Origin of the sequence: Aeromonas sp. QDB17 (assembly GCF_027705305.1) — a bacterium.
GTDB classification, from domain to species: domain Bacteria; phylum Pseudomonadota; class Gammaproteobacteria; order Enterobacterales; family Aeromonadaceae; genus Aeromonas; species Aeromonas caviae.
On sequence record NZ_JAPDBP010000009.1, the window covers coordinates 46,118 to 67,871 of the forward strand.

The following is a 21,754-nucleotide window of genomic DNA, read 5'->3' on the forward strand; positions in this document are numbered from 1 at the left end:
GCCCCTTTTTCATGCCAGTTACTGCTCGCCCAGGGTGAGCCGGGTGAGGGCATCCACCCGTCGCCACTGACCGGGCTCGAACCAGCGTGCCAGGATCTCTGGCTGCTGGCTGACCCGGGCCTCGGCAGGCAGGGGCCTGATCTCGGCCAGATAGCCGGCCAGCTGCTGCTCGAACGCCTGCTGGCTCTCTGCCAGCTGGAGCAACCGGTCTGCCGCCTCCGGTCCCAACTGTTCGCGCAGTGCGGCGTCACGCCCTGCTGCGGGGAGTTGCTCCAGAGCCAGCAGATCGCCGAGCAGGCGGCTGTTGGCCTCCGCCTCCCGAAACCACTGGGGCTGCTCCGCCAGCCAGAGCTCCAGCTCACTCGCCAGCAGCGGCTTGTCGGTATCGCTGGACTCCGCCAGCGCCTTGCGGCGCAGGGTCCACTGCTCCATCAGCCTGTCCTCGGCAAACAGCTGCTCCTGCTCGGCCGGGGAGAAACGTTGCCTGCGCAACTGCTCGCGCTCGTCGAACAGCTTCTGCAAGCTGGCCAGGCCCGGATCCGCCGGCACCGTCAGGTTGCCCTCGGCCCTGAGAAAGGCTTCATGGCGGGCCTGCAGCGAGGACTTATCTGACGGCGGTGCAGCCTGCCTGACCAAAGGGGAAGCGGGCCCGGCATGTTGCGGCGAAGGGGCGGTTGCGTCAGCGGAGGGCCAATACTGCCAGCCCCCCAGCAGCAGGGCCGCCGCCAGCGGAGCGGCCATCAGCCATGCCCTGTTCATAGTCCCAGCCTCTGCAGGCGGTTGGCGTGCTGGCGATAGAGGTTGACCGGGTCGGTCTCGAACAGGTGGCGAATGCCGAACGACTGGTTCACCTCGTCCAGATGGTTCATGCGGTAGTGGGTGCCGATCACCTTGCCGAGGTGGCTGCTGCACACCCCGACCAGGCCGTCACTGGGCTCCTTGAAGAAGCTGCCGGTCAGCGCCAGTGCCGGATCCACCGGATCCAGGATGTTGGTCATGGTGCCGCGTCCGCTCCAGGAGAAGTAGTAGACCCCGTTGGCGGCCTGCATGGGCCCTTCACCGCAATGCTGGCTCGGCAGCCCTTCCGGATAGCGCTGGTTGAAGCGCTGGGCGCCGGTGCTGGTGAGGGCGTCGAGGGCTGCGAGGGGATCCTGCGGCAGCTGGCTGCCCCCGGAGAGCAGCGAGATGACCCCGGACAGGGCCGAGGCGGCGGCCACCGCCAGACCTTCGGCCGCCGAGCCCGGCGTCACCTTGGCCCGCACCAGGTCGGCGATCTCCGAGCCATGGTTGACCCCGCCCACGCTGGTGGCGGAGGCGACCAGCTCGGGGGCGACCGAAGCGACGTAGCGAATGGTGGGGCCACCGTGAGAGTGGCCGATGAGGTTCACCTTCTCCGCCCCCGTGATGGCGAGCACCTGCTGCACCTGCTTGAGCAGCTGTTCACCGCGCAGCTCCGAGCTCTGGGTGGCGGAGACCTGGGCCACGTAGACCTTGGCGCCATCCCGGGTCAGGGCCTGGGGGATGCCGTAGAAGTAATCGACTCCGAGCAGCTTGTCGAAACCGAACAGACCGTGCACCAGCACTATGGGGTAGCGGGTCTGGGTATAACCGGCCCCCTGACCCAGCATGGGCAGGGCGCACAACAGCATCAATAGCCATCTTTTCATCTTCACCGTCCTTGTGAAAAAACCGGCTGCATTCTGGTCGTCACCGGGGGTCGTCACCGGGGCAGCCACCGGCCTCATGCCAGTACCGGCAGCATGGTGGCTGAACTCAAATGTATCTGTGGGTGGGATCACTAAACCGGGGATTGCAGAAAAACCCTACCCATATGGGCAAAAAAGGCGGCACCAACTATTCCTTGTGTCTGCTCATTAAATAAGTTAAATAATAATTATTATCATTTGAGTGATCGAGTCATGACGGGAACCTGGGTGAAGGGGTGGGTCGGTACCACCGGAGCGGACAGCAGCATGGCGCACTGGAAAGCGCAGACCCTGAGTGGCAACCGCCATTTCGATGCGGGGGAGTACGCCAGGGCGCTCGACTGCTATCAGCAGGCGCTGTGGCTTGCCCGCCAGCAGTTTGCGGACTGGCATGATGCCGACGAAGCGGTGGCGGCCCTGGTGGTGGCCCATCACAACCTGGCGGATCTGCTGGTGGCCATGACCCTGCCGGATCGGGCCGCCGACCTGCTGTGTCACATCCATGATTGCCTGCTGGCCACCAGCCAGTCCCCCACCAGTTCCGCTGCCCTGCGGGAGGCGGCTGTTCGCCACGCCCGCAGCACCCGTACCGAGCTGCTCGCCTTTCTGGGCAAACACGGTCATCACGACGGCATCCAGCGCAGCCTGGGTCAATGTCTGTGTCAGACCGGCTCTGCCCATCAACTGCATTGAGCCCAACAGGAGAGACAATGAACATGAGCCATACCCTGCCAGCCCTTCCTTACGCCTATGACGCACTGGAACCCCATATCGATGCAAAGACCATGGAGATCCATCACAGCCGTCACCATCAGACCTATGTCACCAACCTCAATGCCGCCCTGGCCGATCTGCCGGAGCTGGCTGCTCTGCCGCTGGAGGCGCTGCTTGCCCGTATCGACAGCCTGCCGGCCCAGGTTCAGGGGGCGGTGCGCAATCACGGCGGCGGTCACGCCAACCACAGCCTGTTCTGGCAGGTGATGAGTCCGCAGGGTGGCGGCGAGCCGGACGGCGAGCTGGCCGCGGCGATCCTGCGGGATCTGGGCGGGTTGGAGGCCTTCAAGCAGGCCTTTACCCAGGCGGCGCTGAGCCGTTTTGGCAGCGGCTGGGCCTGGCTGGTGGTCGATGGGCGCGGCAAGTTGCAGGTGGTGAGCAGCGCGAACCAGGACAGCCCCCTGATGGAGGGGCTCACCCCGATACTCGGGCTGGATGTGTGGGAGCATGCCTACTACCTCAAGTATCAGAACAAGCGTCCCGATTACATCGCTGCGTTTTACAACGTGATCGACTGGGACGAGGTGGCACGGCGTTACGTGGCGGCGCTGGCCTGACGACCCATTTCACCTGATGAAAGAGACCCGCCTGTTGGCGGGTCTCTGCTATTGAGGGGTCAGTGTGCTGCCGGTTGACGTTGCCGCGCTGGCGGCAGCCGGATTATCCACGGGCGTAGCTTCGCTCGGCACGGCGGCGCTGGTGGCCAAGGCACTGCTGGTTGCAGCCGCTGCACTGGTGGCGGTTGCCGCGCTCACGGCCGCTGCCTGCTTGGCTTTCGGCTGATGAGGGGGCGGTGCAATGGGCAGGCAGGGCTGGCTTGCCCCTATGGTGCTCAACGCCTGGCAGGGGACCGGGCCGCCGATGACGATGGGCTCGCCGAGGAACTTGGGACCCTTGTCCAGCACGTAGAGGTCGAGCAGCCCCATCAGGCGGGCGAACACCTCGCGCACCCGGGTCTTGATGCCCTGATAGGCGCTGGGATCCACGGCGTTGAAGCCGACCGCCTCGATGCCGAAATGGCGGGCGATGAAGATGGCACGCTCGTTGTGAAAGGCCTGGGAGACCACGGTGAAGTGGGCCTGACCGAACACCTCCTTGGCACGCACGATGGAGTCCAGGGTCCGAAAGCCGGCGTAGTCGCTGTAGATGGCGTTGGCCGGGATGCCGGCCTGGATCAGGGCCCGCCGCATTTGGCGCGGTTCGTTGTACTGCACGGTGGCGTTGTCGCCGGAGACCAGGATGTAGTCCACCTTGCCGTTGTTGTAGAGCTCGGCGGCGGCCTTGATCCGGTATTTGAAGTAGTGGTTCGGGCTGCCGCCAATCAGGTATTTGGAGGTGCCGAGCACCAGGGCGACCCGGTTGTAGGGCACCGCGTTGACGTCGTCGTAGGTGTAGTGACGGGCGTCCGAGACGGTCCACTCGCTGTAGCCAAGCAGGGCGGCGATGGAGGCCAGCAACAGGCAGAGGCAGGCGAGCAGGATCTTGGCAAACTTCTTCATGCGCGGTGCGGTTCGGGTCTGAAGTAAGAGAAGACAGGGGGTCATTCTATTACAAGTTGTTGTGGCGCGTCAGGTTTGATGGCGGCGCAGGGGCTCACTCGGGCAGAGGTTGTCGCAGCGCGCGCCAGGATCCCGGGCTTATCAAACGGCGCCATAAACAAGGGGCGGCCATGGCCGCCCCTTGTCATAGCCGTCTCGTTCTCAGTGGGAAGAGTCGTTGGCCTTGCACTCGTCGGAGTCCTTGCTGGCTTCCCACCAGGGCAGCAGCTCGCGGCCGAGCCACTGCTGGTAGGCCTCGCTGTCATTGGCAATCAGCTGGTCCAGCTCGGCTTCGAAGGCGCTCATGGCCTGCTGCTGATCCGGGTTGCGCAGGGCCTGGGCCATGGCCAGCCAGCTGGCGCCGCGACCGGTCTCGTTCAGGAAGCGGTGCACGGTGTAGGACCAGGAGTAGACCATCTCGCCGCCCTTGTCGTAATCCAGATGCAGGATGTCGGCCAGGGTCGGACGATCGCTGGCCGGGCGGCCGGCGACGTTGTCCAGGCCGCGGGCGAAGCACTGGCCGTGGGCGACGAACTCCGCCAGCCCTTCCGACCACCAGGTGGTGCGGTTGAGCGGGTAGTGGCCGAAGCTGCCGTACTGGTTGAAGCGGCCGTCCAGGTAGTGCACGTACTCGTGGCGCAGGTTCCACACCTGGAATGCAGGGCGCTTCCACTCCGCCTCGTAGGCGAAGAAGCGGGCCTGGTTGCCGGGGCGAGCCGGATCCCCTTCGAGGTAGATGCCGCCGTTGTCGGTGGAGACGCCGCCGAACAGGGCACTGCCGTAGCGTTTCCAGTCGGCGGAGGAGTTGAAGACCACCAGTTCCAGCGCCTCGTTGTGATCGTCCGCCACCGGCTGCCAGCCGGTCTCCATCTGCTGGTGGAACTGCTGCTCTTCGGCACCCAGTTCACGGCAGATCCCCTCGGCCTGAGCCATGGTCAGATCCTGGGCCCGCAGGCGCAGGGTCGGCGAGCAGGTGTGCTCGAAGGGCAGCACGTCCTCCACCCGGACAGGGGTGCAGAGCCCGGCGAAGTCACCGCTGATGCAGGCTTCGCTGGTGCGGTCCGTGTAGGTCAGGTAGTAGGTGGAGAGGGTCAGTGACATGTCTTCCAGCAGATCCTGGCTCTGCTGGCCACCGGGGATCAGGTCGTGGTGGCGAACGAGGGCGATGACGGAGTCATCCAGCAGCTTGCGGTAGCCGTCGAGCTCGTCCGGGCGGGTATAGCGGGCGACCCGGTAGAGACGGGTGTAGGCATCCAGCACGTTGTTGAGCAGGAACAGATCGGCGCCATCCCTTCCTTGCCACAACGCGAGCTCGCTCATGCCGAGGGCGTGCAGCTGCTTGCGCAGCTCGCCATCCTGCGCTCGGAAGTCGTTGGCGAAGGGGTCGCTGTAGTCGCTGGCGAAGTCGAGGAAGTTGAGCAGATCGAACAGGCCGGTTGCCCAGGCGTGCTGACCGTTGATCTCGCTGGCATGGCGGGTGCTGTAGGCCAGCATCTGGTTGAACTCGCCGAGCAGAGTGCCAAAGCGGCTCTGCACTGCCGGGCTCTTGAACTGACCGTGCAGGGCGATGCTCCAGGCACCGATCACGGAGCCCACCTCATCGGTGGGTTGCTCCGGGAAGAGCAGCGGATGGGCACCGAGCGCGGTCAATGCCTCGGCCAGCGCCTCGGCGGCGGCCGGGCCGTCTTCCTTGTGCTTGCCGTAGTTGTGGTAGTTGTGGGCACGCACGTATTCCAGCAGCAGCTTCATGGCCGGATGAGCCGGCTGATTGGCCGCCAGCAGGCGCTGGATGCCGCGGGACACGGCCAGCAGCTTGGTGTCATCGTGACCATAGTTCTCCTGCCAGACCGGTGCGGGCTGGCCACTGGCATCCTTTACTATCTTGGCCGCTTCGGCGTCCAGCAGTTCGGTGCCCGGCAGATCCGGCTCGGAGCAGGCGCGGCCGTCGGCACGGCGACAGTCGATCTGCTCTTCCTTGATGGCCAGCACGATGGGGCGGTTGAGTACCCGGCTCTCCTGCCACTCGGTTGTTTCCGGCAGGGTCTGCCATTCGCTGCCCCCCACCGGGTATTGATAGCCGGTGTCCTTCAAGATCACCTGCACTTCGCTGCCGGCGGGCAGGGTCTGACGGCACACCCGGTAGCTGATGGTCTTGTCCCCTTCCTGACGGGTCTGGGGTTCATCGCACTCCTGCTGGGCCTTGATCTCGTCCAGCAACCAGGTGTACTGGCGCCAGACGTGCAACTCGCTCACCTGCTTGGCGGCCTGGCTGCCCGCGATGGGCTGCAGGCGGAAGAAGATCTGCTCGAGGCGGCCATCCCGTTCATTGGGGGTCTCTTCCAGCACCTTCAATTGCTGCCAGTTTTGCGGCTGGTACTGCCATGCCTGCTCGGCGCAGCGACCTTCGGCGTTGAGCTCGCAGCGATCCAGCTCCTGCTCGCTGTGACCCAGGATGACCCGTTCAGCCAGCGGCAGACGATCCTGACGCGGCGCGGTCGGGGTGCCCGCCAGCGGCTCCCAGCGGCCCTGCTTCATGCCGTAGCCATAGTCATAGCTGCTGGCCGGGACGGCCTTGCCGGCCGGTACCACCTCTTCACAGCTGAGGTAGCGGATCTGCCAGCCCTGCTCGATCTTGAGTTGCGGCTCGCCGCACTGCTGCTCTGCCAGCGCAGCCAGGTTGGCATCACTCCAGTCGAAGCGGCGATACACCCTCAACTGCTGATAAGGGGCGTCGCCGCTGCGGGCGCTCAGTTCAAAGGTCACTTCGGTGAGACGATCCCCCAGCTGACGGCTGGATTCGCCTTTGAGTTGATACTGTTGCCAGTCGGAGGGGGAGTAGTCGGCCAGCGCCGAGGTGGCGAGCAGGCCTGGGGCTGCCAGGAGCAGCAGCCGGGGAGAGAGGTGCTTCATCATGATCCCTTTGGTGGATGGAGAGGCGTGGGGACCAGAGAGGGTATTGGGCTCCAAAGGAATATCAATTGACCAGATGGCGCAGCGAGATGATGCATTCGGGAGCAAACAACATAAAAACAGCCCCAAAGGGGGCTGTGTTGATAGCAAGGACTCCGCCCCATATGGGGGAGGCGTCACTCCTCTTGTCGCAAGCTGCGGGCGAGCAGGGTGCGGGAGGGTTTCAGATTGCCGCCGAGATCCGGCCAGGGATGCCACTGGTCCGGCACCATGAAGCCGGGTAACGACAGCCTGATCCAGGCGGCCAGTTCGGCAGGGGGGACAGGTTCGCCATGCCAGTCGATGAAGGCGGCGGGCCTATGCCCCCACTCGTCGCTCGGCACCGGCACCACCAGGGCCTGGGCCACGGCGGGGTGATCCACCAGCCGCTGCTCTATGGTCTCGGGCTGGATGTTCTCCCCCCCCGAGATGAAGAGGTTGTCGAGCCGCCCCTCCACCACCAGATCGCCCCCCGGAGTGAGGCGGCCCTTGTCCCGGGTGTGGAACCAGCCCTCTTCATCGAGGGGGCGCACCAGCTCGCCTTCCCTGAAATAGCCGGCAAACAGGGTCTCACCGCGCACGCAGATCTCCCCCTGGCGGATGCAGACCTCCCGCCCCGGCAGCGGGCGGCCCACCACGCCGGCGGCGCAGGGTTGCCCGGTGCAGACCTGGCTGCCCATCTCGGAGAGGCCATAGCTCACCTTGGGCTCCAGCCCCAGAGCGGTCAGCCGGTTGACCAGGGGCGCCGGGATGGCGGCGCCCCCGAGCAGCAGCTCTCGCACCCGGGTGCGGGATGGGTCGAACCCCTGTGCCAGCAGGCGCCAGAGCTGGGTCGGCACCAGCGAGAGGTGGGTGATGGTCTGATCCTCGAGCCGCGCCTTGAGGGGCCGGGTGCGATCGTCCAGCACCAGGGCGGCTCCCGCCAGGAAGACCCGGAACAGGATGGCGTAACCGCCGACGTGAAACAGCGGCAGGGAGAGCAGCCAGCCGCAGGCTTCGTCCAGGGGGATCAGGGTGGCGGAACCCCGGGCCGAAGCGAGGTGGTTGGCGAGGCGGTGGACCACCGCCTTGGGGGTACCGCTGGATCCCGAGGTGAGGATCATGTTGTTCGGCTGGTCGGGTACCAGCGGGAACTCCCCATCTGCGGCCAGCTCGCCCGTGAAGTCGAGGCTGAGGGCTTGCCAGTCGCCCGCCGGGATCTCGCCTGCCGACCAGAATGCCCGGGCCTCGAGCTGGCTCGCCAGTTCGCTGTGTCTGGTTGCCGGAAAGGCGGGATTGAGGGGGCAGAAGACGATGCCGCTGCGCACGCAGGCCCAGGCCAGCAACACATCCTCCAGAGCGCCGCGCACCACGGCGGCGAGATGATCTCCCGGCTCCAGCCCGGCCCGGGCGAGCTGATTGCACAGGCTGTTGAGGCGCAGGTCGAGGCGCTGGTAGCTAAGAGGCTCCCCGCTGTGGATGGCAATGCGATGAGGGGCCAGTGTCGCCCAGCGTCGTACCGGGCAGGTTTCCTGCCGTGGGATCTGACGGGTCACCATGGATCAGTCACGGTGAAACAGGGGGTCCATCCTGCCCGGATCGGGTTGCCCCTGCTTATCCAGCAGATCCCTGGCCAGCCAGCGGCGGGTATCGAGGCCAGGGGCCTGATCCGGCGCCCACTCCCCCGCGAGGCGGGCGAGCTGACCGAGGCCGAGACCGGACTCGAAACAGGAGGAGACGATCACCTTGAGTTTCAGTTCGCGAGCGCGGGCCACCAGGGCCTCGCTGTTGGCCAGGGCGCCGAGCAGGGTCGGCTTGAGCACCAGGGCGCGCAGTTGCGGGATGGGCTCCCAGGGCTTGCCCTGGGCCAGCAGTTCGTCCAGCGCCACCGGCATGCCGGTGCGGCTGGCGACGAAGGCGATGTCCTCGAAGTCGGCGCACAGATCTTCGAGGTATTCGATGCGATTCGGATCCAGGTGGCCGCAGAAGGCCCAGGCCTCCTCGCGGGTCCAGCCCTGGTTGGCGTCCAGGACCAGTTTGAGGTTGGGGCGCCGATCGAGCAGCAGCCGGATCAGCGCCAGCTCGTCGCGCATGGGGTAGCGGGCTACCTTCAGCTTGGCCTTGAGGGGGGTCTCGTGCAGCCACTGCTTCCAGTTCTTGAGCAGCTCCTGGGGGGAGCCCTGGATCAGCGGATAGGGCTCGGGCAGGGGGGCACCCTGCTCGGGCCAGCTACGACGGGCGCAGTCGAGCCCGAACTGCACCGAGGGCAGCTGTGGCGTCGGGGTCTGTCCCCGCGCCAGCTGCGCCAGACAGTCGAGGGCCTCGGCCTGGGCGTCGGCCAGGGTCTCTTTGGAAAATCCTGGCAGGGGGGCTATCTCCCCCCAGCCATCATCAATGCGTACCAGCAGGCCCTCGCGCGCTACCTGCAACTGACCGTGAAAGGCCAGGGGCTGGGTAAAGGGCAGTTGGTAGCGGTAGAGGGCGAGTGTCATCAGGGATTCCGCTTGTATTTGGAGAAGTCGGGACGGCGTTTCTCGTTGAATGCGTTGCGCCCTTCCTGACCCTCTTCGGTCATGTAGAACAGCATGGTGGCATTGCCTGCCAGCTCCTGCAAACCGGCCTGGCCGTCGCAGTCGGCGTTGAGGGCCGCCTTCAGGCAGCGCAGGGCCATGGGGCTGTGTTGCAGCATCTCGCGGCACCAGCGCACGGTTTCACGCTCCAGCTCGGCCAGGGGCACGACGGTGTTGACCAGCCCCATGTCGAGGGCCTGTTTGGCGTCGTAGAGGCGGCAGAGGAACCAGATCTCCCGAGCCTTCTTCTGGCCGACGATGCGGGCCATGTAGGAGGCGCCCCAGCCGCCGTCGAAGGAGCCCACCTTGGGGCCGGTCTGGCCGAACTGGGCGTTGTCGGCGGCGATGGTCAGGTCGCACATCATGTGCAGCACGTGGCCGCCACCGACGGCGTAGCCAGCCACCATGGCCACCACGGGTTTGGGGCAGGTACGGATGTCACGCTGGAAGTCGAGCACGTTGAGGTGATGGGTGCCTTCATCGTCCTTGTAACCACCGTAGTCGCCGCGGATCTTCTGGTCGCCGCCGGCGCAGAAGGCCTTCTCGCCGAAGCCGGTGAGGATGATGGAGCCGACCTTGTCGTCGTAGCGGGCATCGGCCAGGGCTTGCAGCATCTCTTTCACGGTACGGGGGCGGAAGGCGTTGCGCACCTGGGGACGGTTGATGGTGATCTTGGCAATGCCCTCTGGGGACTTGTGATAGAGGATGTCCTCGTAACCGGCGGAGCAGTCGTGCCACTCGACAGGGGCATAGAGCTCGGCTTCCGTCATTGCTTCAATCATGGATCTTCTCTTCTGGTTGGTGAGCCCACTCCTGCAGGAGCCGGGCAAAGGTATCGGGCTGGCTTGTGTGCAGATTGTGTCCGCCATCCAGAGCCAAGTGTTTGATATTGCAGCCTTGCTTTACCAACTGGCAAGCGAGGGCATGGAATTTGTGATCCCGGTTGCCGGAGACCCACTGCACCGGCAGCCGGGTATCCCGAAGCCAGGGGGCGAGATCCGGCTGCCGTCCCAGGGACGTGGCCCTCAGCATGGCGGCCACGGCCTTGCCGTCGTTGCCAAGGCGGCGTGCGGCCTGGCGGGTGCGGGCATCGTCGTCCAGGTCGGCGAAGACGCCCTGGCGGTACCAGTCGGCAAGCACCCGGGTCAGGGGCTCGCACTCGAAACGCCGGGCCCAGGCTTCATCGTGAGCGATGCGGGCCGGACGTTCACCGGCAGGCAGCCCGGGGTGGCAGTTCTCCAGCAGCAGGGCCTGCAACCCCGCCGGGGAGTGGCTGGCGTGATGAAGCGCGAGCCGCCCCCCCAGCGAATACCCCACCAGCAGGTAGTGGGCGATATCCCGTGCGGCCAGCTCGTCGCAGAGCCAGCGATGGGCCTCGTCAAAGCCGCTCACCCGCAGTGCCCGGTTGCGGCCGTGGCCCGGCAGATCCAGGGCATGGCACGGGACGCCGGGCAGGGCCTGGATGACAGGTCGCCAGTCGTCGGCGTCCCCCAGCAGACCGTGCAGCAGCACCAGCGGCACGGCGGGATCAGAGACCACGGATAGCGGCTCCCAGTGCCTTGAGATCCTCGGCGACTTCACTGCTCGGTACCTTGATTTCAATCAGGGTTACCCCGTTTTTCAGGGCTGCGGCATAGTCCCGCTCAAATGCGTCGAGGGTGGTGGGGGCCCGGTAGTGCAGGCCGAACATGGCGGCGGCGTGCTCGAAGTGCAGGCCGTGGGGCAGGCAGTAGTAGGTCTCCAGCAGGGCGTCCTGGGTGGGCACAGGCAGCATGCGGAAGATGCTGCCGCCGTCGTTGTTGAGCAGGATCACCACCAGGGGGCGGCTCCCCTTGCCGAGCAGCGCCAGGCTGTTGAGATCGTGCAGGGCGCTGAGATCCCCGAGCAGCAGGGTGGTGGGCTCGCGACTGTCAGGCGGGACCGACTGTGCGAAGCCGTATGCGGTGGCGATAAGGCCATCGATGCCGGAGGCGCCGCGGTTGGTCATCACCCGGCTGGGGCCCTTGCCCACCTCGCCCAGCATGTCCATCAGCCGGGCCGGCATGCTGTTGCCGACGAACAACTGACCCTGGATCAGCTGATTCAGGCGATGGCACACCCCGAGCTCCGAGAAGCGATCACAGGCGGTGCGGATCTGCTGGCTGATGGCCTGCTGGCGCGCGGCCAACTGGTGCCAGGGCTGCTGCGAATGGGGGATTGGATGGGCGGCCGCAAAGGCGGCGGGGTCGCACACCAGGCGACGGCGCAGCCGGTAGTCGGGGTCGAGGCGTGCCGGCTGCGGGTCCACCAGCCAGTAATCCTGCCAGGGGTGTTGTTTGATGAACTGGCCGAGGCGCTTGGAGATGAGGCGGGCGCCGAATTGCAGCAGGACCTCGGCGCGGGCCAGCTCGGCCACGAAGTCGCTGTGTTGCAGGGCGAGATCCGTGTGGACAAGGTTGCGATCATCGAAGCGGATCTGGCTTTGCAGATCTGCCAGCAGGGGCCAGCCGAGGCGGTCGGCCAGCTCGGCCACCGCCTTGCCTTGCACCGGATCCTGGATGCGTCCGGCGACGATGACACCGCGCTTGCCCTTCAGCTCCTCCCAGTCCGGCTGGGCGGGGCAGCCCGGCTCGCCCACCAGCCAGGGGCTCCAGGGCTTGGCCGAGTGCAGCCAGTCGCCGAGGGGCGCCAGGTAATAGGAAAAGTCCAGATAGTGGTCGCCGGGGTAGAGGGGCTCGGGGTACATGCAGTTGAAGTGCACCGGCCCCGGGGTGTGCGCCTGTCGGGCCAGGGCCTGATCCACCGAGCTCAGCACGAAGGCCGCCGGAATGGCGGGAGTGGGGCTCGGCAGATTTTGCTGATAGACGGGGTAGCGACCGAAGATCCCCGGCTGATCGATGGCCTGGTTGGCCCCGTTGTCGATGAGCTCGGGTGGCCTGTCGGCAGAGAGAATGATGAGCGGGACCCCGGTGAGCTGGGCTTCCGCCACCGCGGGCCAGAGGTTGGCCACCGCGGTGCCCGAGGTCATGATCACCGCCACCGGGCGGCCGCTCCCCTTGGCCAGCCCCAACGCCATGAAGCCCAGACCCCGCTCGTCGAAGTGCAGATGGCGGCGAAAGCCCGGGTGGGCTGCGGCGGCCATGGTGAGCGGCGCCGAGCGGGAGCCGGAGGCCAGAGCGATGTCGCGCACGCCGAGGCGAAAGAGCTCTTCCAGCAAGAGGGAGGACCAGACATGGTTGAAGGTGGCGTGATGGCTGGCAAAGGCGTGATGCGCGGACACGTGGCTGGCGGACATGAAGCTCTCGCAGTGAGGAGTCGGTGAGAAACGCTATCCCAGCAGGGAGAGCACGTTGGCGATCTTGTTGTCGAGTTCGGCCCATTCGGCGGCGGGCTCCGATCCCGCCACTATGCCGGCACCGGCGAACAGGCTGATGCGCGGGCCCCTGATCCGGGCGCTGCGAATGGCGACGGAGAACTCCGAGGTCTCCCGGCTCAGCATGCCGCAGGCACCGGCATACCAGCCGCGATCATGGGGCTCGCATTCACGGATGAAAGCGAGCGCTGCCTCGCGGGGGGCGCCCCCCACGGCGGGAGTGGGGTGCAGGGCAGCCAGCAGTTGCCAGTCGCAGACGCCGGGTTTGAGCTCTGCCTCGATGTCGCACTTGAGGTGTTGCAGCAGCCGCAATTTCAGAATGCGCGGCTCGGTCAGGGTGGCATCGGTCGTGAGGGGGGCCAGGCGGCTGAGAATGTCGGCGTGAACCAGCCGGTTCTCCAGCCGGTTCTTGCTGTCGGCCAGCAGCTCGGCGGCCAGGGCCGCGTCGGTCGCCTCATCCCCGGAACGGCGAATGGTGCCTGCCAGCGCCTCGGTAAAGAGGTGGCCCTTCTCCCGGCGGTAGAGGCGCTCGGGGGAGCAGGAGATGAAGCTCTGCTCGGGTGAGAACTGAAAGCCGAAGTGGAAGCACTCCTGGGCGTGGCGGGCCCACTGTGTCAGCAGGGACCAGGGGCAGAGGGGCGCATCGTGCGCCTCGCTCTGGAGGAGGCTCTCCCGCGACAGCACCACCTTGGGGGTGCGGGCCTGGAAGTCGGGGGCCGTGACCTGCTCCACCAGGGTCCGCCACTGGGCAGGGCCCGGCAGGTCCTGGCGCTGCCATGGCCGCTTTTGCAGGGCGGGCAGGGGTGCCTCGGGTTGCAGGGCATCGAGCGCCGCCTCGGCGGCGCAGAGTTCGGCTTCGAATGCGTGACCCTCTTCCCGGGCAGGCAGCCAGAGATTGAGGCAGAGGCTGGTGCACTCCCCCCGGCGTACCAGTTCGATACGGGGCAGCACGAAGCGGCAGGGGCCAAAACCCTGCCAGCCGGGCAGATCCGGGTCGAACGCCAGGCCACCGTAGTAGCGAGGGCTGTCTTCACTGGCCGTGCCGGCAAGGTCGCAGACCCGCTGGATATCCTCCGGCCGCGTCAGCTCGTGGATGGCGCCAAGCGCCACGTACTCCGGGCTCTGTTGCCCTCTGGCGTGCCAATAGATGCGGGGGTAGAGCGTCTGGGCCGCCAACCAGCCGGGAAAGACGTCGACGTGAGCGGCCACGCGCAGTCGCACGAAACCGCTGACAGTGCTGTGACGCAGGGCGTCCAGTTGTTGCTTGAGGTGGGTCTGAGCCAACATGGATGTCTAGTCTGAGCCGGATAATCGCGATCGCTCCGGGGGAGGATGGCGCAGGTTGATGCCAAAGGGCGACGATTTCCTATATATTATCTGCCCATTCGTCCATGTAAATTGCCCGGGGGAACCGACGCCCCCGCGCAGCCAAGTATACCTAAATCCGGTTCGATAACCCTTAACACGATCAATATCTGATTGTTTGGCCATCACAATATGACAAATACCTTCTCTGTTTGGTTGCTGGCGGCGCGTTTGCGAACACTGCCCCTGGCGTGCTCCTCCATCTTGCTGGGCTCGGGGCTGGCAGCCAGCCGGGGAGCGTTCGACGGCACCATCATGGGGCTCTCCCTGCTGACCGCCATCCTGCTGCAAATTCTCTCCAATCTTGCCAACGACTATGGGGATGCGGTCTCCGGTGCCGACAACGGGGAGCGGATCGGTCCCCAGCGCGCCGTGGTTTCCGGCCTCATCACCCGGCACCAGATGTGTGTGGCCATGGGGCTGACCGCCCTGGCGGCCGTGGTGAGCGGCCTCTCCCTGCTGATCTGCGCCTTCGGGGAGGCGTGGCAGCAGATCCTGACGTTCATCCTGCTGGGGGGAGCGGCCATCGTCGCGGCCATCACCTACACGGTGGGCAAGAGCCCCTACGGCTATCGCGGCTTTGGGGACATCTCGGTATTCCTGTTCTTCGGCCTGCTGGGGGTGCTCGGTTCCTACTACCTCTTCACCCATCGCCTGGAGTGGGACCTGTTGCTGCCTGCCACCGCCTGCGGCCTGCTGGCGACTGCCGTGCTCAACATCAACAACGTGCGGGACATCGAGACCGATGCCGCCAGCGGCAAGATCACCCTGGCGGTGCGCCTTGGCCGCAACCGGGCCATCGCCTATCACTGGGTCTTGCTGGGGGCGGCGCTGCTGGCGACCATCGTCTTCCTGCTGACCCAGCCTGCGAGCCTCTGGCCCTGGATCTTCCTGCCCGCCATGAAGCCCCTCACCGATGCCGCCCGTACCCTGCGAGAGAGTTTCGATGGCGAGGTGCTGACCGGCGCCCTCAAGAAGACCGCCATCAGCGCATTTCTGTTCAGCCTGCTGCTCTCCGCCGGGCTGGCGCTCACCTGAGGCCGACGCGTTTGGCAATGAAAAGGGCTCCCGAACGGGAGCCCTTTTTGCTGATGTGTCGATGCGTTGTTGGTCATCAGACCGATGTGATGATCGAAAGGGGAGGAGCATGCCGCCAGGCGAAGGATGATGCCAGGTGATGCAGACGACGAGGGCCCCCGACAGGGAGCCCTCGTGTGCATGAGGCGGGCTTGCCCCTGACGGGTCAGCTTGCCTGGGCCACGGCCGTGCGGCGAGAGAAGAAGAGACTGTCCAGCAGCCAGATGGCAACCATGGAGGCCCCCACCAGCGGGAAGCAGATCCCGAGCACGACCAGCACCGCGATGGCACCGCCCATGGGAGGCAGCTTGGCGGGCAGGGGCGGGGCGGCGAGGCGACCACTGGGACGGCGGCTCCACCAGATCCAGAGCCCGCTCACCGAGCTTGCCAGAATCATCAGGCAGATGAGCAGCATGACGAGCTGGTGCGGCCAGCCGTAGAGCTTGCCCATGTGCAGCATGACGCCGGTTTCCACCGTCTTGGCGACCGGGCCGTAATCCTGCCAGCGCACGTCGACCAGCACCTTGCCGCTGTATTGGTCGATGTGCAGGGTGGCGTCGTTGCGGGGATCATCGGCAAAGATGGCGATGGTATAGACGCCGGTTTCACCGACCGGGGGGGTGATGCTGTAACCCGGGCTGACCCCCCGCTCGTTGGCGATGTCGACCACCTGTTGCAGCGGAATGCGATGGCTGGCCATGACCATGCCCTCGTGTCCGCCGCCATGGGTCATGGCGCTGTGATCATGGCTCTCTGCCGTGGGTTGGGAGCTCGGCATGGGCAGGGTCTCGGCCCCCCAGGAGACGGTCTGTTCGTGAGCCTGGTTGAGGCTGCGGGTGAGGGGAGCCGACTTGGGCACCTCGTTCCACATGGCCGCAGGGAAGCGGTTCCAGACATCGGCGAACTGGCCGCCCCAGAAACCGGTCCAGGTCATGCCCGTCAGCAGCAGCAGCAGCAGGAAACCTGCGCCCCAGAAGCCGACCACGGCGTGCAGATCACGCCACCAGAGACGGCCGCGCTGGTGCATTCTCGGCCAGAGGATGCCCCCCACACCCGGTCCCTTGCGGGGCCACCAGAGATAGAGTCCGCTGACGAGGAGCACGATTCCCCAGCCTGCGGCCAGCTCGATCAGGCGATCTCCCGTGGTGCCAAGCATCAGCTCCGCATGGAGAGCGCGCGCCACCGCCTGCAGGTTCCACTTGTTGTCCATGGTACCGAGCAGGGCGCCGTTCGCGGGATCCATGAAGAGGGTCAGCTCCTGCCCTTCACGCATCACGACTATCTGGGCGCTCGCGTCCGCTGCCACCGGGGGCAGGTATTTGCGCAGGCTGGCGTCCGGCATGGCGATGGTTGCCTTGGCCAGCAGCTGGTCGGCACTCAGGGTCTGGGTGGCGGGCGTCACCTTCATCAGCTGGGGGTAGAGCAGGTTGTCCAGCTGCGGTTTGAACAGATAGACGATGCCGGTGAGGGAGAGCAGGATCAGGAAGGGGGCGACGAAGAGACCGGCATAGAAATGCCAGCGCCAGATCCGTTGGTAATAACTTGCGTCTTGTTGCTTCATCGTTGATCCCTGGGTGAACGCCAAAAGGTTTCAGTAGGTGGAATGTTTTGAGTGGCGCGGATAATAGCAGCAACGTTTTGTTAACTGCAACAGAACATGTCGAAGAAATGTACATTCCGCCACTGGGGTAAAAACGGGGGGTGAATGGCGCTTTCCGTTCACAATGCGGGGAGCTTCATGGACTTTTCGGGGATAAATTCTTACTTTGTGGCAACACAGGGCATATCAGCCGCAGCGAAGGACTCAAGGCAGGAGGTGAACGTGCAAGCACACGGCCATTTTGAGATGCAGCGACAAGGGCAATTGCTGATCTGTCGGCCGAGCGGCCCTTTCAACCTGGCAGGCGCCATGGCCTATGAGGGCAAGTTCAGCCAGCAGATAAGCCGTTTGCAGGGAGCCCCCTGGGGCATCGTCGAGGTCGCGACCGAGTTCGAGGCCGCCGGCCCCGAGGTGCTGGCCCGTTTTCGTCGCCAGTTCAACTGGTGCGCCACCCATGGCTGCGCCTTTCTGGCGGTGGTCATGATCGGGGATTTCAAACGTTATCTGGCGGATCACGTCTTCAGCGAGCTTCCCTTTCAGGAGGTGCGCTATTTCGAGGAGGAAGCGCAGGCCATCCACTGGCTGACACAGCGCCTCGAGGGGCTGCAAGGCACGGAGATCCACGTCAGCACGGGTTGAACATCCCGGTTACTCCAGCCTGATGAACCACTTGTCCCGCTCGTCGAGGCAGTCGGGCTCCCCCATCTCGAATTCACGGCAGATAAGCGGCCGCACCTCGTAGATGCGACACATCATGGTGTTGCGGTCGAGGGCGGCGCACCAGCCATCTTCCAGTCTGTGCATCACGGGCACTTCTCCTTCCCGTTCCTCGATATAGCGGTCCGGCACGCCGGTGTCGGTGAAGAGCATCACCTCGAGGCGGCAGCAGCAGGCTTCGCAGTTCTGGCAGCTCACATCGCTCTGGATTGCTTGGGTCATGTCACCTGTCTTGCCGCATGGCGGCGAATGATATGAAACAGGCGCCTGTGAGGCGCCTGTGGTCTGGCCGGGCGTGTGAAATACCTTAGCCCAGTTTGCGGGCACGGTAGCTGCGCCCCTTGATCTTGCCTTCCTGCAACCGCTTGAGGGCGGCGCTCGCCACCTGGCGCTTCACCGCCACGTAGGAGTACTGCTCGGAAATCTGGATCTTGCCCACATCGGCCCCGGCAATGCCGCCTTCGCCGGTCAGGGCGCCGAGGATGTCACCGGCACGCACCTTGCTCTTGCGGCCCGCATCGATGGAGAGGGTCACCATCTGCGGCGCGATCGGCTTGATGTCGCGGCCGATCCCGGCCAGGTCGCCCTGGGGAATGGGGGCCTGCTGGTACTCCTCAATGAAGTTGACGCGCTGGGCCTCGTTCGGCTGGTAGAGGCTCAGGGCCAGGCCCTGCTGGCCAGCGCGGCCGGTACGGCCGATGCGGTGCACGTGCACCTCGGGGTCGTAGGTCAGCTCGTAGTTGATGACGGCGCCCAGCTCCTTGATGTCGAGGCCGCGGGCCGCCACGTCGGTAGCCACCAGTATGGTGGCGCTGCCGTTGGCGAAGCGCACCAGCACCTGATCCCGCTCACGCTGTTCCAGGTCACCGTTCAGCGCCAGCGCCGAGAAGCCCTTGGCGGCCAGGTGATCGGCCACGTCGTTGCAGGCGCGCTTGGTGTTGCAGAACACCACGCAGGAGCCCGGTTGGTAGTGGCTGAGCAGCCAGGTGAGGGCATCGAGGCGCTGGCCGGCCGGCACTTCATACAGCTTCTGTTCGATGGCGCTCTCTTCATGCAGGGACTCCACGCTCACCTCCACCGGGTTGCGCTGCACGCCGCGGCTCATCTGGGCGATCCCTTCCGGATAGGTGGCGGAGAAGAGCAGGGTTTGCCGGTCACGCGGGGCGTGGCTGATGACCCGGTTGATCTCTTCACCAAAGCCCATGTCCAGCATGCGATCCGCTTCGTCCAGCACCAGCGTCTTGAGGTCGTCGAGCGCAAGGGTGCCCTGCTCCAGGTGCTTGAGGATCCGGCCCGGGGTGCCGACGGCGATGTGGGCGCCAAAGCCCAGGGTGGCGGATTGCGGTGCGGTCGGGGTGCCGCCGCACAGGGTCACCAGCTTGACGTTGGGCAGGGTACGGGCAAGACGGCGGATCTCGGTGGCCACCTGATCCGCCAGCTCGCGGGTCGGACAGAGCACCAGCGCCTGCACGGCCAGCCGGTTGACGTCCAGCTTGGCCAGCAGACCCAGGCCGAAGGCCGCGGTCTTGCCGCTGCCGGTTTTCGCCTTGGCGATCAAATCTTTGCCGTCGAGCACCAGGGGCAGGCTCTGGGCCTGGATCGGGGTCATCTGCAGATAGCCCAGGCTGGCGAGGTTGTCCTGCAGGGCGGAGGAGAGGTTCAGGCTGCTAAATTCGCTGTTGTTCACAAAAGGACTCTATGTCGGAAAACCAGAAATGGGGGTGCGCGGTGCGCAAGGGGGCGCATCATACCAGAATGTGCCGCCGGATGCGGTGAATATTTGAACGGTTGGCGTCATGGGTTGCCGATGGAGGCTTCTGTCTGCGTTGGCGGGCTTGCGGTATGTAAAAAGATCACAATGGAACAGGGTGGTCATGGCCAGATCATGATGAATGGCGAGAAAACGTTTTTAATTAAACATGTCCTGGTGATGATGAGTCATCGGAGGATGTCATATGGGATATGGTCGTTATTCAATCTATATACGAATGAGGAATAAATTTAACGAAATAGCATAACTTATTGTTTTTGATTTATTTTTGATCTCAGCCATTAACGATTAATAATCGTGTGTCTTGGCAATTAATTTAAAAACGTTTGTATTATTTCGCATGCATATTTTTACCGCGGATTGTGATGATTCTCTGATTTTTAAATATGCAGTTCTTTATGATGGCGCCGGTCAAAAATAACAATTCAATGGGTGCTACTGGTATGGAATACGTTCACTTCGTGCTCGGACTCGTGATGGTCCTGGCATTGGCGTTGCTGGCAAACCGCCGCAACTGGAAACAGATCAAGCTGCGTTACATCGGCCAGCTGCTGGTGGTCGAGCTGGCGCTCGCCTGGTTCATGCTCAACTCCGAAGTGGGTCTGGCGGTGGTGGGTGGCTTTGCAGCCGGCTTCACCAAGCTGATGGAGTTTGCCAAGCAGGGGACCGACTTCGTGTTCGGCGGTCTGGTCAACGAAGGGGCCTTCTCCTTCTTCCTGATGGTGCTGATGCCCATCGTCTTCATCTCCGTGTTGATCGGCATTTTGCAGTACATCCGTCTGCTGCCCATCGTCATTCGTGGCATCGGCACCGTGCTGGCCAGGATCAACGGCATGGGCAAGCTGGAGTCCTTCAACGCCATCAGCTCCATGATCGTCGGTCAGTCCGAGAACTTCATCGCCCTCAAGAACATACTGCCGCACCTGAACGAGAAGCAGATGTACACCCTGGCGGCGACGGCCATGTCCACCGTCTCCATGTCCATCGTCGGTGCCTACATGCAGCTGATCGAGCCGCGCTACGTGGTGGCCGCGCTGGTGCTCAACATGTTCAGCACCTTCGTGGTGCTCTCCCTCATCAACCCCTACGAGCCCGACAACACCGTGACCGATGCCAAGGCGCTGGCCGAGGGTGACGAGCACCACACGCCGAAGAAGGAGAACTTCTTCGAGATGCTGGGGGAATACATCATGGCCGGTTTCACCGTGGCGGTGATCGTCGGTGCCATGCTGGTGGGCTTCATCGCCCTGATCGCCCTCATCAACTACCTGTTCGAGGCGGCGTTCGGCGTCAACTTCCAGCACGTCATGGGCTACATCTTCTATCCCGTTGCCTGGATCCTGGGCATCCCGGGCAGTGAAGCGCTGCAGGCCGGCTCCATCATGGCGACCAAGCTGGTGACCAACGAGTTCGTGGCCATGATGGATCTGGGCAAGATTGCCGCCGAGCTCTCCCCGCGCACCGTCGGCATCCTCTCCATCTTCATGGTGTCGTTCGCCAACTTCAGCTCCATCGGCATCATCGCCGGTGCGGTGAAGGCGCTCAACGAAGAGAAGGGCAACATGGTCTCCCGCTTCGGTCTGAAGCTGGTCTATGGCTCCACCCTGGTGAGCCTGCTTTCCGCCGTTATCGCCGGTGTGATGATCTAGGTCCTCCCCCCCGCGCTGCTCATGACGACCCCCTGCCTTGGCAGGGGGTCGTTTTTTTGGGCAGATGAGCGGGTGAACAGAGGAGGGGACTGGTCGGCAGCCCGGCCATCAAGCGCGGGGGTCTTCCACCTTGATGTTGGCGGGGACCCGCTTTTTGCCCAGCACCATGGCGCGGACCAGATCGCTGCGGGTGAGGCGATCGGTCAGGAGTACCACGGCCGCATGGACGCCAACGGCGGCCATCAGGGTGTTGGCGATGATGCCGTGCAGCTCCTCCAGCCACTCCTCGCCCCAGAAGGCATCCCAGGTGGTGAGCCAGCCGGTGACGACGGTCCCGACCAGGGACAGCAGCAGCAACCAGATCATCAGGGAGCCGACCGGATTGTGGCCGAGGTAGTAGGGGTGGCGCCCCTGGGCGAGCTGGCGCAGGTAGTAGCGGACCCGGGCAGGGGTTGGCCACCACTGGCCGAAGCGGGCGTAATAGGGGCCGACCAGCCCCCACAGCAGGCGGATGATGAGCAGAATGCCCACCGCGTAGCCAGCATATCTGTGGGGTTTGCTGCCCTCTTCCAGCACGAAGAAGTTGAGCAGGCAGAGGGTGACGGTCGCCCAGTGAAACACCCGGATGAGGGGATCCCAGACTTTCACTTCAGAGGCAGGTGTCATGGCAAGGCTCCATGGTGGGGGCCGGGGGAAGACCGGCCCGG

The 21,754-nt window shown here is 64.7% G+C and carries 19 protein-coding genes; 5 read left to right on the forward strand and 14 right to left on the reverse strand.

Annotation, left to right across the window (positions count from 1 at the left end; translation table 11 throughout):
- Positions 1 to 18: 18 nt before the first annotated feature.
- Together OKC41_RS09495 and OKC41_RS09500 are read right to left on the reverse strand one after the other, a co-directional pair.
- Positions 19 to 759 carry a lipase secretion chaperone gene (locus OKC41_RS09495; protein WP_201894576.1) on the reverse strand — a complete coding sequence of 247 codons (741 nt, stop codon included), beginning with the start codon at positions 757 to 759 and terminating at the stop codon, positions 19 to 21.
- Positions 756 to 1,667, reverse strand: coding sequence for a triacylglycerol lipase (locus OKC41_RS09500; protein ID WP_039039783.1), 912 nt, complete (start codon positions 1,665 to 1,667; stop codon positions 756 to 758). The genes OKC41_RS09495 and OKC41_RS09500 overlap by 4 nt, the downstream gene beginning before the upstream one ends.
- 306 nt (positions 1,668 to 1,973) lie before the next feature.
- Between OKC41_RS09500 and OKC41_RS09505 the strand changes: the two genes are divergently transcribed.
- Together OKC41_RS09505 and OKC41_RS09510 are read left to right on the forward strand one after the other, a co-directional pair.
- A complete protein-coding gene (locus OKC41_RS09505) occupies positions 1,974 to 2,399 on the forward strand; it encodes a hypothetical protein (RefSeq protein ID WP_029313599.1) in 426 nt (141 codons plus the stop codon).
- Between the two features lie 23 nt (positions 2,400 to 2,422).
- The gene (locus tag OKC41_RS09510; protein ID WP_201894673.1) at positions 2,423 to 3,037 is read left to right on the forward strand and encodes a superoxide dismutase; all 615 of its coding nucleotides are present in this window, start codon (positions 2,423 to 2,425) and stop codon (positions 3,035 to 3,037) included.
- 48 nt (positions 3,038 to 3,085) lie between these two features.
- Here the strand turns inward: OKC41_RS09510 and OKC41_RS09515 are convergent, their stop codons facing one another.
- The 8 genes from OKC41_RS09515 to OKC41_RS09550 all read right to left on the reverse strand — a co-directional run bounded on the left by OKC41_RS09515 (position 3,086) and on the right by OKC41_RS09550 (position 14,155).
- Positions 3,086 to 4,024 (reverse strand): vancomycin high temperature exclusion protein, encoded by a 939-nt coding sequence (locus tag OKC41_RS09515; protein WP_029313601.1) that lies wholly within the window; start codon positions 4,022 to 4,024, stop codon positions 3,086 to 3,088.
- Positions 4,025 to 4,180: 156 nt separating this feature from the next.
- A complete protein-coding gene (locus OKC41_RS09520) occupies positions 4,181 to 6,928 on the reverse strand; it encodes a collagenase (RefSeq protein WP_139699972.1) in 2,748 nt (915 codons plus the stop codon).
- A gap of 176 nt (positions 6,929 to 7,104) precedes the next feature.
- The gene (locus OKC41_RS09525; RefSeq protein ID WP_201894577.1) at positions 7,105 to 8,505 is read right to left on the reverse strand and encodes an AMP-binding protein; all 1,401 of its coding nucleotides are present in this window, start codon (positions 8,503 to 8,505) and stop codon (positions 7,105 to 7,107) included.
- Positions 8,506 to 8,508: 3 nt separating this feature from the next.
- Positions 8,509 to 9,438, reverse strand: coding sequence for an o-succinylbenzoate synthase (gene menC / locus OKC41_RS09530; RefSeq protein ID WP_041212276.1), 930 nt, complete (start codon positions 9,436 to 9,438; stop codon positions 8,509 to 8,511).
- A complete protein-coding gene (menB, locus tag OKC41_RS09535; protein ID WP_010672740.1) occupies positions 9,438 to 10,286 on the reverse strand; it encodes a 1,4-dihydroxy-2-naphthoyl-CoA synthase in 849 nt (282 codons plus the stop codon). The genes menC and menB overlap by 1 nt, the downstream gene beginning before the upstream one ends.
- Before the next feature lie 4 nt (positions 10,287 to 10,290).
- Positions 10,291 to 11,055 (reverse strand): 2-succinyl-6-hydroxy-2,4-cyclohexadiene-1-carboxylate synthase, encoded by a 765-nt coding sequence (menH, locus tag OKC41_RS09540; protein ID WP_201894578.1) that lies wholly within the window; start codon positions 11,053 to 11,055, stop codon positions 10,291 to 10,293.
- The gene (gene menD / locus OKC41_RS09545; protein ID WP_201894579.1) at positions 11,045 to 12,790 is read right to left on the reverse strand and encodes a 2-succinyl-5-enolpyruvyl-6-hydroxy-3-cyclohexene-1-carboxylic-acid synthase; all 1,746 of its coding nucleotides are present in this window, start codon (positions 12,788 to 12,790) and stop codon (positions 11,045 to 11,047) included. Before menD ends, menH begins: the two co-directional genes overlap by 11 nt.
- A gap of 33 nt (positions 12,791 to 12,823) precedes the next feature.
- Positions 12,824 to 14,155, reverse strand: coding sequence for an isochorismate synthase MenF (locus tag OKC41_RS09550; protein WP_183149242.1), 1,332 nt, complete (start codon positions 14,153 to 14,155; stop codon positions 12,824 to 12,826).
- A 210-nt stretch (positions 14,156 to 14,365) separates the two neighbouring features.
- Here OKC41_RS09550 and OKC41_RS09555 point away from each other — a divergent pair, with 210 nt between their 5' ends.
- On the forward strand, positions 14,366 to 15,271 hold the full coding sequence (locus OKC41_RS09555; RefSeq protein ID WP_201894581.1) for a 1,4-dihydroxy-2-naphthoate polyprenyltransferase: 906 nt from the start codon (positions 14,366 to 14,368) through the stop codon (positions 15,269 to 15,271).
- 205 nt (positions 15,272 to 15,476) lie between these two features.
- Here OKC41_RS09555 and OKC41_RS09560 read toward each other — a convergent pair whose 3' ends face one another.
- Complete coding sequence (locus OKC41_RS09560) at positions 15,477 to 16,871, reverse strand: PepSY domain-containing protein (RefSeq protein ID WP_010672746.1); 1,395 nt, start codon at positions 16,869 to 16,871, stop codon at positions 15,477 to 15,479.
- 255 nt (positions 16,872 to 17,126) lie between these two features.
- Here OKC41_RS09560 and OKC41_RS09565 point away from each other — a divergent pair, with 255 nt between their 5' ends.
- Positions 17,127 to 17,549, forward strand: a complete 423-nt coding sequence (locus OKC41_RS09565; protein ID WP_029313610.1) for a hypothetical protein — start codon at positions 17,127 to 17,129, stop codon at positions 17,547 to 17,549.
- A 9-nt stretch (positions 17,550 to 17,558) separates the two neighbouring features.
- Here OKC41_RS09565 and OKC41_RS09570 read toward each other — a convergent pair whose 3' ends face one another.
- Complete coding sequence (locus OKC41_RS09570) at positions 17,559 to 17,849, reverse strand: YkgJ family cysteine cluster protein (protein WP_039039772.1); 291 nt, start codon at positions 17,847 to 17,849, stop codon at positions 17,559 to 17,561.
- A gap of 85 nt (positions 17,850 to 17,934) precedes the next feature.
- Positions 17,935 to 19,314 (reverse strand): ATP-dependent RNA helicase DbpA, encoded by a 1,380-nt coding sequence (dbpA, locus tag OKC41_RS09575; RefSeq protein WP_042882046.1) that lies wholly within the window; start codon positions 19,312 to 19,314, stop codon positions 17,935 to 17,937.
- Between the two features lie 527 nt (positions 19,315 to 19,841).
- On the opposite strand from dbpA, the gene OKC41_RS09580 reads away from it, so the two are divergent.
- Entirely contained in the window at positions 19,842 to 21,047 is a 1,206-nt protein-coding gene (locus OKC41_RS09580) for a NupC/NupG family nucleoside CNT transporter (protein ID WP_041214374.1), read from the forward strand.
- Between the two features lie 108 nt (positions 21,048 to 21,155).
- Here OKC41_RS09580 and OKC41_RS09585 read toward each other — a convergent pair whose 3' ends face one another.
- Positions 21,156 to 21,713: a cytochrome b/b6 domain-containing protein gene (locus OKC41_RS09585; protein ID WP_041214375.1), complete on the reverse strand. Its 558-nt coding sequence runs from the start codon at positions 21,711 to 21,713 to the stop codon at positions 21,156 to 21,158.
- Positions 21,714 to 21,754: the final 41 nt, after the last annotated feature.

Excerpts from the sequence above, each read along its gene's own strand:
- OKC41_RS09495 (WP_201894576.1), bottom strand. The coding sequence starts at position 759 with ATGAACAGGGCATGGCTGATGGCCGCTCCGCTGGCGGCGGCCCTGCTG.
- OKC41_RS09500 (WP_039039783.1), bottom strand. The coding sequence starts at position 1,667 with ATGAAAAGATGGCTATTGATGCTGTTGTGCGCCCTGCCCATGCTGGGT.
- OKC41_RS09505 (WP_029313599.1), top strand. The coding sequence starts at position 1,974 with ATGGCGCACTGGAAAGCGCAGACCCTGAGTGGCAACCGCCATTTCGAT.
- OKC41_RS09510 (WP_201894673.1), top strand. The coding sequence starts at position 2,423 with ATGAGCCATACCCTGCCAGCCCTTCCTTACGCCTATGACGCACTGGAA.
- OKC41_RS09515 (WP_029313601.1), bottom strand. The coding sequence starts at position 4,024 with ATGACCCCCTGTCTTCTCTTACTTCAGACCCGAACCGCACCGCGCATG.
- OKC41_RS09520 (WP_139699972.1), bottom strand. The coding sequence starts at position 6,928 with ATGAAGCACCTCTCTCCCCGGCTGCTGCTCCTGGCAGCCCCAGGCCTG.
- OKC41_RS09525 (WP_201894577.1), bottom strand. The coding sequence starts at position 8,505 with ATGGTGACCCGTCAGATCCCACGGCAGGAAACCTGCCCGGTACGACGC.
- menC (WP_041212276.1), bottom strand. The coding sequence starts at position 9,438 with ATGACACTCGCCCTCTACCGCTACCAACTGCCCTTTACCCAGCCCCTG.
- menB (WP_010672740.1), bottom strand. The coding sequence starts at position 10,286 with ATGACGGAAGCCGAGCTCTATGCCCCTGTCGAGTGGCACGACTGCTCC.
- menD (WP_201894579.1), bottom strand. The coding sequence starts at position 12,790 with ATGTCCGCCAGCCACGTGTCCGCGCATCACGCCTTTGCCAGCCATCAC.
- OKC41_RS09550 (WP_183149242.1), bottom strand. The coding sequence starts at position 14,155 with ATGTTGGCTCAGACCCACCTCAAGCAACAACTGGACGCCCTGCGTCAC.
- OKC41_RS09555 (WP_201894581.1), top strand. The coding sequence starts at position 14,366 with ATGACAAATACCTTCTCTGTTTGGTTGCTGGCGGCGCGTTTGCGAACA.
- OKC41_RS09560 (WP_010672746.1), bottom strand. The coding sequence starts at position 16,871 with ATGAAGCAACAAGACGCAAGTTATTACCAACGGATCTGGCGCTGGCAT.
- OKC41_RS09570 (WP_039039772.1), bottom strand. The coding sequence starts at position 17,849 with ATGACCCAAGCAATCCAGAGCGATGTGAGCTGCCAGAACTGCGAAGCC.
- OKC41_RS09580 (WP_041214374.1), top strand. The coding sequence starts at position 19,842 with ATGGAATACGTTCACTTCGTGCTCGGACTCGTGATGGTCCTGGCATTG.
- OKC41_RS09585 (WP_041214375.1), bottom strand. The coding sequence starts at position 21,713 with ATGACACCTGCCTCTGAAGTGAAAGTCTGGGATCCCCTCATCCGGGTG.